Origin of the sequence: Horticoccus luteus (assembly GCF_019464535.1) — a bacterium.
GTDB classification, from domain to species: domain Bacteria; phylum Verrucomicrobiota; class Verrucomicrobiia; order Opitutales; family Opitutaceae; genus Horticoccus; species Horticoccus luteus.
The window spans coordinates 3,876,187-3,891,793 of record NZ_CP080507.1 but is presented as its reverse complement, the minus strand read 5'-3'; the positions used below and the strand labels follow the sequence as shown (position 1 = coordinate 3,891,793).

At 62.2% G+C, this 15,607-nt stretch carries 13 protein-coding genes and 1 pseudogene; 8 read left to right on the top strand and 6 right to left on the bottom strand.

The window, feature by feature from the left end; genetic code table 11:
- Positions 1-63 precede the first annotated feature (63 nt).
- Both K0B96_RS15825 and K0B96_RS15820 read left to right on the top strand, forming a co-directional pair.
- A complete protein-coding gene (locus tag K0B96_RS15825) occupies positions 64-3,369 on the top strand; it encodes a ribonucleoside-diphosphate reductase subunit alpha (protein ID WP_220161855.1) in 3,306 nt (1,101 codons plus the stop codon).
- 241 nt (positions 3,370-3,610) lie between these two features.
- Complete coding sequence (locus tag K0B96_RS15820) at positions 3,611-4,027, top strand: hypothetical protein (protein WP_220161854.1); 417 nt, start codon at positions 3,611-3,613, stop codon at positions 4,025-4,027.
- Positions 4,028-4,054: 27 nt separating this feature from the next.
- On the opposite strand, the gene K0B96_RS15815 is transcribed toward K0B96_RS15820, so the two are convergent.
- Positions 4,055-4,483 carry a GFA family protein gene (locus K0B96_RS15815; protein WP_220161853.1) on the bottom strand — a complete coding sequence of 143 codons (429 nt, stop codon included), beginning with the start codon at positions 4,481-4,483 and terminating at the stop codon, positions 4,055-4,057.
- A 182-nt stretch (positions 4,484-4,665) separates the two neighbouring features.
- Positions 4,666-5,904, bottom strand: coding sequence for an MFS transporter (locus tag K0B96_RS15810; protein ID WP_220161852.1), 1,239 nt, complete (start codon positions 5,902-5,904; stop codon positions 4,666-4,668).
- 183 nt (positions 5,905-6,087) lie between these two features.
- On the opposite strand from K0B96_RS15810, the gene K0B96_RS15805 reads away from it, so the two are divergent.
- Complete coding sequence (locus K0B96_RS15805) at positions 6,088-6,534, top strand: SRPBCC family protein (RefSeq protein ID WP_220161851.1); 447 nt, start codon at positions 6,088-6,090, stop codon at positions 6,532-6,534.
- A 24-nt stretch (positions 6,535-6,558) separates the two neighbouring features.
- Here the strand turns inward: K0B96_RS15805 and K0B96_RS17720 are convergent.
- A pseudogene (locus K0B96_RS17720) lies at positions 6,559-7,106 on the bottom strand (fused DSP-PTPase phosphatase/NAD kinase-like protein).
- 121 nt (positions 7,107-7,227) lie between these two features.
- Between K0B96_RS17720 and K0B96_RS15795 the strand changes: the two are divergent.
- Entirely contained in the window at positions 7,228-8,115 is an 888-nt protein-coding gene (locus tag K0B96_RS15795) for an MYG1 family protein (RefSeq protein WP_220161849.1), read from the top strand.
- Between the two features lie 6 nt (positions 8,116-8,121).
- On the opposite strand, the gene K0B96_RS15790 is transcribed toward K0B96_RS15795, so the two are convergent.
- Positions 8,122-8,550, bottom strand: a complete 429-nt coding sequence (locus K0B96_RS15790; protein WP_220161848.1) for a cupredoxin domain-containing protein — start codon at positions 8,548-8,550, stop codon at positions 8,122-8,124.
- Positions 8,519-9,034, bottom strand: coding sequence for a DUF4142 domain-containing protein (locus K0B96_RS15785; protein ID WP_220161847.1), 516 nt, complete (start codon positions 9,032-9,034; stop codon positions 8,519-8,521). Before K0B96_RS15785 ends, K0B96_RS15790 begins: the two co-directional genes overlap by 32 nt.
- A 189-nt stretch (positions 9,035-9,223) precedes the next feature.
- Between K0B96_RS15785 and K0B96_RS15780 the strand changes: the two genes are divergently transcribed.
- Positions 9,224-9,910: a sigma-70 family RNA polymerase sigma factor gene (locus tag K0B96_RS15780; RefSeq protein ID WP_220161846.1), complete on the top strand. Its 687-nt coding sequence runs from the start codon at positions 9,224-9,226 to the stop codon at positions 9,908-9,910.
- A 145-nt stretch (positions 9,911-10,055) separates the two neighbouring features.
- Here K0B96_RS15780 and K0B96_RS15775 read toward each other — a convergent pair whose 3' ends face one another.
- Positions 10,056-11,966 (bottom strand): Ig-like domain-containing protein, encoded by a 1,911-nt coding sequence (locus tag K0B96_RS15775; RefSeq protein WP_220161845.1) that lies wholly within the window; start codon positions 11,964-11,966, stop codon positions 10,056-10,058.
- 271 nt (positions 11,967-12,237) lie between these two features.
- On the opposite strand from K0B96_RS15775, the gene K0B96_RS15770 reads away from it, so the two are divergent.
- The 3 genes from K0B96_RS15770 to K0B96_RS15760 all read left to right on the top strand — a co-directional run bounded on the left by K0B96_RS15770 (position 12,238) and on the right by K0B96_RS15760 (position 15,559).
- Complete coding sequence (locus K0B96_RS15770) at positions 12,238-13,323, top strand: AI-2E family transporter (RefSeq protein WP_220161844.1); 1,086 nt, start codon at positions 12,238-12,240, stop codon at positions 13,321-13,323.
- Between the two features lie 134 nt (positions 13,324-13,457).
- Positions 13,458-14,294: a phytanoyl-CoA dioxygenase family protein gene (locus tag K0B96_RS15765; protein ID WP_220161843.1), complete on the top strand. Its 837-nt coding sequence runs from the start codon at positions 13,458-13,460 to the stop codon at positions 14,292-14,294.
- Positions 14,295-14,494: 200 nt separating this feature from the next.
- Complete coding sequence (locus tag K0B96_RS15760) at positions 14,495-15,559, top strand: transporter substrate-binding domain-containing protein (protein WP_220161842.1); 1,065 nt, start codon at positions 14,495-14,497, stop codon at positions 15,557-15,559.
- The last annotated feature ends 48 nt before the right edge of the window (positions 15,560-15,607 follow it).

Genomic DNA, 15,607 nt, shown 5'->3' with positions numbered 1-15,607 from the left:
TTCCGTCCGTTCGTTCGCCTCCGCCCGTATCACCGTTTCATTCCTTCCATCGCCGTCCCGTCCATGAGCAACCCAACCCTCGCCCACGATCTCGCCCTCAAACGCACCGTTCAGGCCCCCATCGAACAAAAACCCCACTACGCATGGCGCGACGTGATCCCCGCTGGATCGCTTGAGCTCCCTCCCATTATTTTGTTGTGCCCGCATGGCGAAGAGCGATTCGTGTTATCCGAGGTGGCCGATACGCTGGGCAAGGCGTTGACCAACGTTCACCTCGCGAAGGGTGAGACTGATATTTTCAACGACACGAATCGCGCTTGGGTCGCTTCAATCTGCCGCGAGGTCGCCGCGAACCTGATCGCTCTCGGGCGCACGCAATCGCCCGTGCGGCTCACGCTCAATGCGCTCTACGAGTTGATCGAAAAGACGCTCGTGGACAACAATGCCTACTTCGTGGCGAAGAGCCTGCTCTTGAATCGAGCCCGCAAGATCGCCGTCGATCGCGATTCCGCCGCCACGTCTACGCTGCGCGTCATCCGCCGCAACAACCAGGTTGTCCCGTGGAGCGAACAGAAGGTGGAGATAGCCGTCCGCAAAACGTTCCTCTCGCTCCAGCGCGATTCAGCGCCCGCGATCGGGATCACCAAAGCGGTTTCCGAGCGCGTGCATTCCTCGAAGCAATCCTTCGTGCACATCGAGGAAATTCAGGACATGGTGCAGGAAGAACTCATGAAGGCGGGCCACTTCAAAGTCGCCGAAGCCTACATTCTTTTTCGCGCGCAACGCGCCGGCGCGCGCGAAATCGGGCTCGATGCCGCGGGCGGCGATGTTCCCGCCTTGGCCGATACGACGCCGGCTCCCGGCCAGGCCGCCATGATCGTCGTGAAAAAAGCCGACGGCACCAACGTGTTTTGGGACGGAGCGGACTTGCGCAAGCGCATCGAGTTCGCGCGCATCGGCCTCGATCTCTGTCTCTCCAACGACGAGGTCGAACAGGAACTGCGCCGCGCCGTTTACGATCAGATTTCCCAAAAGGATCTCGATGCCACGATCATCCTGAACTCGAAAACGCTGATCGAACGCGACGCGGATTTCGCCAAGTTCGCCGGCCGCATCCAGCTCACGTATATCTACGAAGAAGTGCTCGGCTGGGACATCATGACCGAAGGGATCGGCGCATTGAAGTCGGCCCATCAGCGGGCGTTCAAGAAATACCTGGAGCACGGCGTCGCCATCAAACGCCTCAATCCGCGCCTCCTGGATTACGATCTCACCCGCCTCGGCGCGGCGCTTGATCCGTCATCCGATCTGGAATTCGACTTCCTCGGCATCCAAACTCTCTACGATCGCTATCTCATCATCGATAAAACGCGTTCTCCCGCGCGCCGCATCGAGACGCCCCAGTTCTTCTGGCTACGCGTGGCGATGGGCTTGATGCTCGACGAAAAGGGCGACCGCGAGGCGCGCGTCACCGGTCTCTACGAACTCTACAAGAGCCGCCGCTTCTGCTCGTCGACCCCGACGCTGTTCAACTCCGGCACGCTGCACTCGCAGCTTTCGTCGTGCTATCTTTACTACGTCGACGACACGATTGAGAGCATCATGCTCCGCGGCATCGCGGATAACGCCTTTCTCGCCAAATGGGCGGGCGGTCTCGGCGGTTCGTGGACGGCGGTGCGCGGCACCGGCGCTTACATAGCGGGCACCAACGGCGAGTCGCAGGGCGTCATCCCGTTCCTCAAGCTCCACAACGACCAGCTCGTGGCCGTCAACCAAGGCGGCAAGCGCAAGGGCTCCGGTTGCGCGTATCTGGAGACGTGGCACAACGACATTTTCGAATTCCTCGAGTTGCGCAAAAACACTGGCGACGATCGCCGCCGCACGCACGACATGAACACGGCGAACTGGATTCCCGATCTGTTCATGAAGCGCATGGAAGCGAGACAACACTGGACGCTCTTCCGCTCCAACCAAGTGCCCGATTTGCACGAGCTTTACGGTGCCGCCTTTGAGAAGCGCTATCTCGAATACGAGCAGCTCTCCGAGGAAGGGAAAATCGCCGGGCAGAAAATCGAGGCCCTTGAGCTCTGGAAAAAGATGCTCTCGATGCTCTTCGAGACAGGCCACCCGTGGATCACGTTCAAAGATGCGTGCAACCTCCGCTCGCCGCAGGATCACGTGGGCGTCATCCACTCATCCAATCTCTGCACCGAGATCACGCTGAACACGAGCAACGACGAAACGGCCGTCTGCAATCTCGGCTCCGTCCTCCTCGATTCCCATCTCCTGCCCGATGGCGCGCTCGATCACGCCAAATTGCGCGACACGATCCGCATGGCGGTCCGTGCGCTCGACAACGTCATCGACATCAATTTCTACCCCACGCCGTCGGCCAAGACGTCCAACCTTCGCCATCGGCCGATCGGTCTTGGCGTGATGGGCCTCGCCCACGCGCTCTATCTGCGCGGGCACGCGTTCGCGTCGACTGCAGCCGTGGAGTTCAACGACGAGGCGATGGAAGCGATCGCCTTTTACGCTTACGAAGCGAGCTCCGACCTCGCCGCAGAGCGGGGCACTTATTCGAGTTACAAAGGCTCGAAGTGGGATCGCGGCCTCCTGCCGCAAGACACCCTCGATCTCCTCGAAGCCGAGCGTGGCGTGCCGGTGGACGTGCCGCGCGGTGGAAAGCTGGATTGGGCGCCGCTGCGGGCGAAGATCGCCCGTCAAGGCATGCGCAACTCCAACTGCCTGGCCATTGCTCCGACCGCTACAATCTCGAACATCACTGGCACGTCGCCGTGCATCGAGCCGACCTACAAGAATCTGTTCGTCAAATCGAACCTGTCGGGCGAGTTCATCGTCTTGAATCCATTCCTGGTGAAGGATCTCAAAGCGCGTGAATTGTGGGATCAGGACATGCTGGACAACCTCAAGTATTTCGACGGCGAGTTGAAAGACATCGAACGCATTCCGAACGACCTGAAGGAGAAATATCTCACGGCCTTCGACATCGACGGGAAGTGGATCATCGACGCGGCCGCGCGCCGTCAGAAATGGATCGATCAAGCCCAATCGGTGAATCTGTGGATCAAGACGCCCGACCTGAAGACGCTCAGCCACATGTATCGTCAGGCGTGGCACGCCGGTCTCAAGACGACGTATTATCTCCGCAGCCTCGGCGCTTCCAATATCGAGAAAGCGACCGTTGGCACACGCAAGGAAGTCCGCGGCGTGGCGGGCACGGCCGACGCGGTGGCGACGACCGAAATGCCTGCTTCAGTCGTGAAGAAAACCTACACCGCCGAGCAAAAAATCGCCTGCTCGATCGAAGCGATGCGCAACGGTGAGGCTTGCGAAGCCTGCCAGTGAGTCTGAGTTGACCTGACGCCACGTCGAGCCGCCGCCATGGCGTGGCGGCTCGGCTGTTTCTGGCATCGTCGCCTCTGCCGTGGGTCCAGGTATTGTCGTCCTTTTTTGGTTATTCGTCGCCGGCGTTTTCGCCGTAGGGTGGGCGGTTGCCTTTGGCCTATTTATCTTATCGTGGTGGCGAAATTGGCGGGTTTGGAAATGGATCTCCGGGCTGACTATCGGCGGCCTCACCGCGTTCGCGATGCTGCTGGCGGGATTGTTTGCGTATGGCTATGTGCGCGCGGCAACCCCGCGGTTCGTGTTTGAAGACACGCTCGGCGTCGCTCCCGGTCCGAATGTCTCCAATATCAACAGCAAAGTGTTTTGGTTCGCCGACGAGGGCAGCACCTACCTGCGTTTCGAGGCGGATGCCGCGACCTTTCACGCACTGGTTCCAGCTGGTTTGCCGCATGTTTCGGATCTCGAGTATGCGAACAAGCGCTGGCAGGGAAATGAAGCCGGCCCTGCTTGGTGGACCTACACGTTTCCGCCTGATGCCGAAATCCATCTTCTTACGACCGAAGCTGGCCAAGGAAAGCGCTTCGCCTCCGAAATGACTTTGATGGTGTATGTGCCACGCGAACACCTCGTGTATTACCATTACGAAGGCATTGATTGACGCGCCATGGGCGCGCCCGGCCGGCATTTACGAGAGGTGACCGTCGTAGCGCGTCAGGGCGTCGGTGATTTGAAACCACGGGGCCTTGTCGCCGACAAAGATGTGTGCGGTCGGACGAATGGCGGGCGCATCCGTTAGCGTGCCGAGCGTGACGTGGACGCGGGTGCCGTTGTCGACGACGGAGAACAGCCGCGAGCCGCATATTCCGCAAAACACGTCGTGATTGGCGGCGGCATCTCCGAATATTTTTGCTGTCGCGATCCCTTCCGTGATGCGGAGCTTTTCGCGTGCTATGCCGGCAAAAGGCTTGAACGCCGAACCGGTGGCTCGCCGACAGTCCGAGCAGTGGCAGTTCAGCGCGTAATCGAAGGCATCCGCCACTTCGTAATGAACCGCGCCGCACACGCAGCGGCCTGTGAGTTGTCGTGATCCCGTGTTCGCGCGAGAAGCGTTCATCCGAAGAAAGGAGCCACGCCACCATGCGCCTCGCGGTGGCACGCGCAACGCGATTCACGGCCGTCGAGCTCGACGCAATTCAGCGTGGCGTGAGCGCGGTCTCGCAGTCGTTGATCGGCGGCGAAAGTCGAACCGTTTATGATCGGTCGAGGCGCCGGTTGGGCCGCGATCGCACGTCTTGGTCAGCGCGTCGGTTCACTGGCCGAAGCAAGGCCGAAGTTCGGCTGGGGAAGCGGTTGAAATGTCAGGGCGATCAGAAAGGCGCCGAGTCCGAGCGCGCCGGATCCGAGATACAACCAGCCGTAACTGCCGAAGTGGTCGAAAATCAATCCGCCCACCACGGGTCCGGAGGCCATGCCGAGGCTGCCGGCCATCGCGGTGCCGCCGATCACCGTGCCCATCATGCGCAACGGGAAATTCTCCCGCGCGAGCACTGAGTAGAGCGGCATGACACCCGCATACACGAATCCAAACAGCGTAGCGGCGGAGTAAAACCCGCTGAGTTCCCGCACGAAGAAGTACATCGATGCGCCCATCGCCTGCAGCAGGAGACCCGACACAAGGGTGCGTTTCGCGCCGAACCGATCGCCGAGAAGGCCAAACGCCACCCGGCCGCCCATGCCCGCGAGCCCTTCCACGCTGTAGATCGTGACCGCAGCCGTCAGCGGGATGCCACAAGCCACGGCATAACTCACGGTGTGGAAAATCGGCCCGGAGTGCGTCGCGCAGCAAAAGAAATTCGTCAGGAAAAGAATAACAAAAGGTGGGGACCGGAGCACCTGTGCCACGGACAACGTTGGCGATTGCTCGCCCCATGCCACTGCGGAGGAGTGAGGCGGCGCCGCCGGTGCGCGGCGAATCAAGAAAGTGGCGGGAATCATCACGGTGGCCGCGACGCCCGCCAGAACGAGCAAGACGGTGCGCCAGTCATGATGCGCGACAAGCCACGCCGCGAGCGGCGACATGGTCATTGGCGCCATGCCCATGCCGGCCGAGACGAGCGAGACGGCGAGGCTGCGGTGCGTCTCGAACCAACCGGTCACGCACGCCATCATCGGCGCAAAAATCGCCGCGGTTGCGCCGCCGACTCCTACACCAAAGATGAGTTGAAACTGGAGGAGCGTCGTCGCGCGACTGGCCGCGGCGAGGCTGGCGGCGAGCGCGAGCGAGCCCGCGAGGACGACCGCCCGGGGCCCGAACCGATCTGACAGGGCGCCCCATGCCATGCTGGCGAGCGCCATCGCGAGAAACCCGATCGTCATCGCCATCGATACGCCGGTCACCGACCAAGCCGTGGAGCGCGCGATGGGCAGGAGCAATACGGGCAGGGAGAACATGCAACCGACGGCGACACAACCGATCAGGCCGCCGGCGGCGACAATCACCCAGCGATATCGGGTCGAAGGCCGTGGTGTTTTCATGCGAACAAGCGGGTTCATTTGCATTAAACGAACAGCGCCGGCCGAAAGCGACAGCGGGGTGCAAGCTTTCGGCACCGCCGCAAATCTACGGCAAACGCGTCGGCTTGCGACTGACGTGCCGCGACGCCGCGAAAAAGGCTTTGCCGACGGCTCCGTGGCGCCCAGATTTTTGCCGCCAGCCCCATGACCACTTTTGCCACCTCGCGCGAATTTCCGGCCCCCGTTGAAAACGTTTTCGCTGCATTCAGCGAGCCCGCGCGTCTGGCGCGGTGGTGGGGGCCGGCGGGCTTCACCAACACTTTCAAGATCTGCGAATTCAAACCGGGCGGGCGGTGGTCTTTCGCGATGCATGGGCCAGACGGGCGGAGTTATCCCAACGAATCGGTCTTCGCCGAAATCGCGGCGCCGCACAGGATCGTGGTGCAGCACGTATCGGAGCCACAGTTTCGGCTGACGATCACTCTCGCGCCGACGGCAGTCGGCACGGTCGTGAATTGGTCACAGGAATTTGCGAGTGCCGAGACCGCACGGGCGGTGGAACACATTGTCGTGCCGGCCAACGAACAGAACCTCGATCGATTAATGGCGGAGGTTTTGGCAGCAAGTCCGAGCGCGCGCCGAGCCGACTAGACGAGCGAGGCGCGGCATCGGTCTTCAGCCTCCGCTGGCTGCGGCCGCAGGGAAATGGCGCACGAAATCTTTCATGCCGAATTCCCATTCCGACATGCCATAACGTTTTGCTTCCGCGAGAGCGGCGTCAGCCGTCCAACCGTCGTGGCGGATTCGATAGCACGCGATGATCGTGCCCGTGCGATCTGCTCCATGCTGGCAGTGGATAAACACCGGCCGCCTGCGCTGTCGATCAACGCGAGCACGCGTGCGACGGCCATGGCGTCCGGTGCACTCAGGCCGGGCAACGGGACGTTCTCGTAGTCCATACCGAGGCGACGCGCGGTTGATGCTTCAGCCGGGATAACGTCATCGGGCATCCGCAAGTTGATGATGCGCACGACTCCAAGTTTCGCGAGATTTTCCAAGCCGCGCTCACTCGGCTGCGCTCCCCGCCAGAGGGTTGGCGTGATCCGGCCAAAATTGGCAATGCCTTCGGCGGCCGGCACGCCTCGTGGTGTGCTCGTGCAACCGGCCGCCAGTAGCAAAATGGCGAAAACCCCAGCCACGGCCAAGCGGCATTGAGCGAACATGGAAACGTTTTAGCGCGCAGCGTGTCCGCATGCCACGCCAATTTTCGCCCGCCGGGCAGGAACTGCCGCCGTGCGCCGCGCATCCCGGCGTGGCGTTTACCGGCCGGATGTGTTGGGGTGCATGCGAGTGACACCTTTTACTACAATCCTCACGCACCCGGGCAGCGCGCACAAAGATGAGTTTCTCGCTTGTTGCGTGCTGCTGGCCACCGCACCTGCGCCCATTTTGCGGCGCGAACCGACACCCGGCGATCTGAGCGATCCGGCCGTCGCGGTGGTGGATGTCGGGCATCGACACGAGCCGGCGTTAAACAATTTCGATCATCACCAGCTCCCCGACGATGCGGCGCCGACGTGCGCATTGTCACTGGTGCTGAAAAATCTCGGCCTCTACGACGATGCGAAAGCGTTTTGTGACTGGCTGGAGCCGGCGGAGTGGTTCGATTGCCGCGGGCCCAACGCGACGGCGAAGTGGCTGGGCGTGGAGCGAAACGTCGTCAACCAGCTCAACTCGCCCATTGATGGCACGGTGTTGCGTCGCTTCGCCGCCGCGACCGAGCTCCGGGCGGGCGAGCCGCTGTGGGAGATCATGCGTTGGGTGGGCGACGATTTGCTGACGTATTTGCGCACCTTGCGCGCGCGCCTGAGTTTCATTGGCCAACACGCGGAAGTTTGGACACTCGACGATGTGGCGGACACCCACGGCAACGCTCCGGCGGTGCTTTTCCTGCCGCGCACCGCGCCATTGCCCGAAGAGCCTTCCGCGGGATTGGACCGCTACGTGCAGGAGCAGGGTTTGAACGAACGCGTGGTGGCCATCGTCGCGCCTGACCGTCGCAGCGAGGGTTACGGACTTTCGCGACATCGCGACCATCCGCGACTGGACTTCACGCGGATCGCGCGGGAGCCGGATGTGCACTTTGCGCACGCGCGGGGCTTTGTCGCCAAGACGTCAGCGACCGATCCGCAGCGGTTGCGGGATCTGCTGCGGATGGCGGCGCGGGGTTGACCATGCTTACTTTCCGCGAAGTGCGGGAGAGGCCTTGGACGGAACCGCGTTTTCGACGACGAGCTCGCCTGACATCGTCGGATGAAAGCTGCAGCTGTAAGGAAACGAGCCGGCGCTCGGCAGAGTGAGGGACCATGATTCGCCGGCTTTAATGAGGCCGGAATCGAATTTCCCTTTTTCTCGAGCCGTCGCCGTGTGCGGCACCAAGTCGTGATTTTCGAAGATCACCGTGTCACCCGGCTGAACCCGAAGTATGGCCGGCGAGAACGTCATATTCTCGATCGTCACGATGTGGGTTGCCCGCTCGGACGCGGCGGGTGCGCTGCGAGCCGGAGCGCCAAAAAGCGCCGCCGGCCACGCGACCGCGGCGACCCATGCGATGATGAAACGCAACAACACGCCGTTATTTGAGGGCGGCTTGGAGATGACGAGCATGAGCGAGGTGCTCGACGAATGCGGGGCGGACTTTAATCAGCAGGGCCTTCAATTCGGCGTTTTCGGCGCTGGGGATCAGCACGTCGTCAATCGCGGCAATGACCTGTTCATGGTAGTCTACTTCGTGGTCGACATAAGCTTGATCGAAAGCGTGCCCATTGAGTTTGCGGAGGTCCGTGAGGTTCTTCTCGCCGCCGGCCTTGAGCGCGCGACTGGTCTCATTGTCCTGCGGGGTTACTTTGAGCTTGGTCACGAGAGCCACCGCGCTCTTGTTTACGGCGGTATGGTCGGTGACCATGGTGGAGGCAAATTGCTTTACGGCGGGATCGGTGGCTTTGTCCTGCGCTAGTTGACCTGCGTCGACATCCACCTGATTAGCGGTGACCACGATCGCGGCGATTTGCGCATCGGAGACTTTGGATTCGGCATGAGCAGAGAGCGCGAGCGCCCCGAGGCCCAAGGAGAGGAGAGGAATGAGTTTCATAATAGTAGTGAGACGAGTTGTGTCTCATCCATTCGATGCTCACCGGCGGTGAAAGGTTACAGCCATGGCATGAATGCCAACGCGACCCCGACGCGGCGACAAATGCCCGCCGCAAAGACGCCGTCGTGCGCGCGAATCGAAGTGGTTTGATCGTGTAACCTTTCTTGCCGTCGGACATCCAAGGTTGCGATGAGCCATCTTGCGCAACAAGCACTCCCTCTGCGGCCGATAACCGGCTTGGCGCCCGAAATGAGCGACGCTGCCGCAGTCCGTGGTGTCATTGCGGGGAGTCGCGAAATGTTTGAGGTGATTGTGCGCCGATATAACGCCCAGCTCTACCGCGTCGGAATGGCCTATCTCCGCGATCACGCCGCCGCGGAGGACGCGATGCAGAACGCCTATCTAAAAGCCTTTTTGCACCTGCGGCACTTCAATGCCCAGGCGGCGTTTGGCACTTGGCTCACGCGCATCATGATCAACGAGTGCCTGATGATTTTACGCCGAAAGAAACGTTCTATGATGGAGACAATCGACGACTCTGAGGCGCGGCCTGGCCGGCAGTTACGCGCGATGGTGGCGCCTGATGCGCTCGCCAATCACGAGCTCAAGAGCCTCCTCGAGGACGCGATCAAAACCCTGCCGCGCGTTCATCGCGCGGTATATCTAATGAGGGAGGTGCAAGAGCTCTCCACAAAGGAGACGGCTCAGTGCCTGTCTCTCTCGCCCACGAATGTGAAAGTCATCCTTCATCGCGCGCGAGAAGGTTTGAAATCTCAGCTGATGAAGAGTGCCGCAGGCGTTGAGTTGTTTGACTACACGGCCGTCTATTGCGATCCGATGACGAGTCGCGTGATGAGCGCGATTCGGTCGGTATGAGCGAGACGCAGACCGGTCCTCGAATAACGGGACTGTGCCGGTCGCCGTCGCGGAACCGGTCTGCGGACCGTCCTGCAAGGGCGATGGACGGACGACCGATTGCTCGGTCGAGCGTCTGACGAAAGGTCGCCCAACCGAGGGACGTTCAGCGCATGTGTTCTTCGTAGCTGACGTCGATCTTCGCGAGGAACGCGGTTTTTTTCGCGGTGCCTTGGAACCGGATGCTGTTGGTCAGCTCATCGTAGATCCAACCGTTCTTCGGGTCGGGGGGCACTTCCTTGCCGTCGACGAGCACGCGAATGCTTTTTTGATAAAGCGTGGCGCCGGGGTCGACCGGATCGAGCGCCACGGCCACCGTGTCAGCAATGCGATCGCCGAGGGCCGCGAGGGGTGCGGAGAAGTCGCTCTCGATGTTGAGCACCGTACCGCCCGTCAACTCGGCGGCGCGCCGATGTGAGATGTTGTTGGGCTCCACCACGGCATCGATCTCAAGCTTTCCGCGCTTGTTGCCCTTCGCGATGATGAAGGGGCGCAGGACCCAGTAATTGATGTAACCGTCGAGTGTCTGGCGCTTCTGCGGATTGCGCTCGTTGTATTCTTTCAAGAGGGCGGGGAGTTTGCCGTCTTCGATCCACTCGGCTTTGGGCGGGCCATTCTTCTGGTCTTTCCAGACCGCCATGCGCGTTTCCTCCTCGTCCATGAAGAACACGACGACCGTGGTGGCGTCGGGGCGAAGGAAGGTTTGCTGTTTGTTATAGTAATTGGCGACGAAGTTGTAAACGGCCGTGAACGCGGTGCGGTTGCTGTCGCCGTTGGTGCCGACTTTGACGAGTTCGGCGAACAGGGGGTTCGGCGTCTTCGGGGTGACCCAGGGTTGCGGAAGCGCGGGAAGCGTCACGAGGTTGCCGTTGCTGGCGACCTGCTTGTAGATTTTTTTCGGACGACCGCGCCGATCGACCACCGGTTGACCGGCGGCATCGAGTTCGATCGAGCGGACCTCCTTATAAAGATGCTGGCGCGAGGCCGGCAGATCGGGATCGACGTCGACGAAATCGGTCGTGAGCACGCCGATGCGGTAATCGAGGTCGTGTTTGTCGAAGAGCTGGCGGAAGCGCGCGAGATTGGCGGCGATGCGTTCCTGGTGCGCCGCCATGGACGGCGAGTTGTTGATGACGAAAACCAGATCGACCTCGCGGCTGCGCGAGCGGTCGACGGTCATGTGTTTGAAGTGCCGGATCGGCTCCACGCTGACCGCGATGCCGTTCTCCACGCCGAGCTGTGGATTGTTTTCGTCGACTGTGTAATATTTGAAGTGATCGTCGCCGATGAAGCCGGGATTCGGTGCGTAAGTGAGTTCGCCGGTTGTGGGGTTGAGTTTGGCGGTGCCGTGCTTGGGCTTGGCCTTCTCATCGATCCGATACAACACCTTCGGCGCGGCGAGGCCGGAGCGGTCGGTTTCGGACATGAAGTCCTCGTGGCTCGGAAGTTTCTGCGTGACGGGGGTGTTCGGATGGGTCGTGAGCGAGACGTTCCGGACGTTCATCAGGCGCACGCGGGCGGCGTCGACTTCGAATTTGTCGAGCATCGTGGGCGGAGGTGCGCTGACGCTGATCACGACCTTGTTTTCGTAAACGAGACCGGAGGTTTCGTTGCGCACCGTGTAACCAAAGGAGTCTTCGCCGACGTAAACGCCGTTGGGGCGGTAAGCGAAATAGCCGTAGCGGGAAGTCTTGGTTTGGAAGAAGTCCGCGTCGTCATCGGCGCCGGCCAGGCCGACTTGGCCATGTTTCGGCTGGGTGGTGATCGTGTAGATGAGGTTGTTGCCCGAGTCGGAGCCGACCACCTGCGGATCGACTACGAGTTGTCCGTGCACGCCGGTGCCGTCTTCCGCTTCGACGGTCATCGGGCTGGAGGAAACGATGGCATCGGGGTCGTTCGTCGGGGCGGCCGGGGCGTCGGCCGCGAAGGCGCGCGATACGGTCAATAATAACAGCACGCCGAGAACGCGCGGCCACTCACGGGCAGAGAGTTGAAGGTTCATAGTAGTGAAGGCCATGCGAGGCATACGCCTTTGCGTCACGTGCGCCGCGGCTAGGTTCCGGGGAGGTTCTAGCAGCCGGGCGCGTTGTCAAATGGGTGTGCGGTGCGGGAGTCCTGCCGGCTGAACCGGCTGGCGCGCGCCGAATGCATGCGGACTGGCGGCAGCGCGCGGCGGGACAGCAGGCGCGCAACGCGATCACGCCGCCCTCCGGCGTGGGGAACCGGGGCGGCGGTTGCGCTACTGTTTACGCGCGTGCGTCCTGCGAAAATAATCCGTTTCCCCATCGATGAGTGAAGCCGCGATCTCCCACCGTGGGCCACCCAGCCTTGGGCGTTTCGCCGCGTATGTGGGCGTGACGTGTGCGATTGTCGCGCTCTTCGCGTTGAGCTGGATGCTGCGCGACGTGTGCCTGATTGCGTTTGGCGCGCTCGTTTTTGCCGTGGCCATTCGGGCGCTGGCGAGTCCGCTGCACCGGCGGCTGCACGTGCCGGAAGGTCTCTCCGTCGGGATCGTCGTTGTCTTGCTGGTCGCGCTGGCGTTGGGGTTGAGCTGGCTGTTTGGCCGGCAAATCGCGGCGCAGCTCGAAGGGCTTGGTCAACGTCTGCCGCAGGCCGTCACGGATCTGCGCGCGTGGGTGGCGCAGTTGCCGGGCGGCGAGTTTATTTTGTCGCGCGTGTCGAGTGTCACGGACGGTGGCGAGGGCGGCGGGGGTAATGCGCTGGCGGGCGTGCAGAAGTTTCTCGCGCTCGGCGCCACGACGCTCGGCCACGCGGTGATTATGTTTTTCGGCGGGGTGTTCATGGCCGCGAGTCCGGCCGTCTATCGGGACGGCGCGGTGCGCTTGTTTCCGGTGGGTTACCGCAAGAAACTCCACGGCGCGCTGATGGGCAGCGGAGAGGCGTTGCGCAAATGGCTGGTCGGCCAGCTCGTGTCGATGATCTGTGTCGGCACGTTGACGGGCGTGGGTTTGGCGGTGATCGGTGCGCCGCTGCCGCTCGTGCTGGGCATCATGGCGGGGCTGTTCAACTTCATCCCGATTCTGGGGCCGGTGCTGGCGTTTGGGCCGGGCGTGCTGGTGGCGTTTACGGACAGCCCGCAAACCGCGGTCTACGCGGGGCTCGTCTATTTTCTCGTGCAAGAGCTGGAAGGCCACGCGATCACGCCGCTCGCGCAACGCTGGGCGGTGCGGTTGCCGCCGGCGGTGGGCTTGTTTGCGGTGCTGACCTTCGCGATGTTGTTCGGCTTCTTCGGCGTGCTTTTCGGAATGCCGCTCGCGGTCGTCGTGATGGTGCTCGTGCGCAAACTTTATGTCCGCGACGCCTTGGAGGATGCGCCGCCACCGCCGCGGCGCAACCGGCGGCCGCGAACGTAGCGAGGCGCGCAAGGCGCCGTTGACCGACGCGACGTCACGGGCGGCCGAAGGTGTGAATTGGAGCAAGGTAAGGGACCGTTTTTGTTTTGCCCTGTAAAACGCGGCCGCTACGCCAGCTGCACCCCGCGTTACCCATGACTGCATCAATCGCCTCGGCCGCCCCGTCGGCCACGCAGCGCTTCCATTTCGACACGCAAGGCTACCTCGTCGTGGAAGATTTCCTCGCGCCGGATCATGTGCAGCGGCTGCGGTCGGCGCTGGCCGGCGCGATCGAGCGCCGCCGGCGTGATCTGCCCGCCGGTTGGAAAGCCGTGTGGCCGCCGCGCAACCGGCACGATCTCACGCAGGTGCACGGTGCGAAGAGCACGCGCATCCTCAATATTCTGGAGGATGATCCGCTTTTTCTGGAGCTGCTCACGTGGCCGGCGCTGGTGCCTTTTGTTCACGCGTTCTGCAACCCGCAGCCGCACTACCACGCGTCCGATGCGATTGTGGAGGACGCCGCGGATTTCGCGCACCGCGCCGACGGCTGGCATATCGACGGGAGCGACAACGGTTATCGCAACCTCGGCGGAGCGATTCCGCTGCTGCAACTCAAAGTGGGCTATTATCTCACGGACATGACGGAGCCGTTTCGCGGCAATCTGACGCTCGTGCCCGGAAGTCATCTCTCGCGGGCGGAACTTGGGTTGGAGGACCGGCGGCGGCGCGAGTTTTTTCCGGGCGCGAAACAAATCTGTGCGCCGGCGGGCAGCTTGATTTTATTTCACAACGCGATCTGGCACACCGCGTCGCCTTATGCGGACGGGGCGCCCGGCCGGCAGATGCTCTATTACGCCTACGAGCACCCGTGGATGATGGCGTCGACGGCGCACTGGGGCTATAGCAAGGCGTTCTACAACGACCGGCTCACGCCGGAGCAGCGGGGGTATTTCCACGGCTTCGTTTTCGACCCGCCAGAGCTGCGGTGAACCTGGCGGCGCGGGCAGTCGCCGCGACGTTGATGAGGTGCTGCCGCTGCGTCGCCGCGGGCGAGTGGAAAGAAAGCGTGGGTTCGCGGCCGCCGTTGGCGCGATGGCGGCGGAGCCGGGAGGGAGCGGATGCGGGAAATTTCTCGGGAAAAAAGGGAGTTTGGAGTTGGGCCGCGCTCAACCTCGGGCTTGATTGGGGCATGCGGTGCTTCTTGAGCGTGGGTTTAGGGTTGGTCGCTCTTTGGGCGGGCAGCTCGCTGTTGGCCGCGGGCAAGCACCTGGTGGTCGGCACACACGAAGCGCCGCCGTTTGTGATCAAAGATGCGAAAGACGGCTGGTCGGGCCTGTCGATCGATTTGTGGAAGCAAACCGCGGAGCAGCTCGGGCTCGACTATGAGTTTCGCGAAGTCGCGACGCCTGAGGCGCTCATCGATGGCATCAAAGACGGGACGCTCGACGCGTCGATCGCGGCCATCACCGTCACGGAAGAGCGTGCGAAGAAGGTCGATTTCACGGTGCCGTTTTTCAACTCCGGTCTCGGCATCGTCGTGCCCGCGTCCAGCGGCGGCTTGTGGCAGGTGGTGAAGGCGTTCTTCTCACTCGATTTTTTGAAAGTGGTCGCCGCACTCGGACTTGTGCTGCTGGCCGCAGGCTTCGGCGTCTGGTTTTTCGAGCGGAAGCGCAACGCCGATCAGTTCGGCGGCTCGCCGGCGCGGGGTTTGGCGGCGGCGTTTTGGTGGGCCGGGGTCACGATGACGACCGTCGGCTATGGCGACAAAGCCCCGCAGACGGTGGGTGGTCGGGTGATTGCGATGATTTGGATGTTTACCGGGGTGATCATGATCTCCGGTTTCACGGCGCAGATTGCATCGTCGCTCACCGTCACGCGGCTCAACACCGAGATCAAAGGCCCGGCGGACTTGCCGCGTTTCGCGATCATCACCGTGCGGGATTCGAGCGCCGCGCGCTACCTGCACGCGCGCAACGTCGTGCCGATGACGAGCGACAACGTGGCGGATGCTGTGAGCGCGGTGAGCAGCGGCACGGCGGATGCATGTGTTTACGATTCGGCGATCCTGAAATACGAGTTGCGCCGGCACCACGGGTTGACGCTGCTGCCGGCCACGTTTGACCTGAGTAATTACGCGATCGCGCTGCCGCTCAAAAGTCCGCTGCGCAAGCCGATGAATCTCGCCGTCCTCAACACCGTGCAAGGCGACGTGTGGCCCGTCTTGTTACGGCGCTATCTGGGCAACGACGATTGAACCGACGTCGCGCCGTAAACGGTGCGCCGCCCACGACGCCGCGTTTGG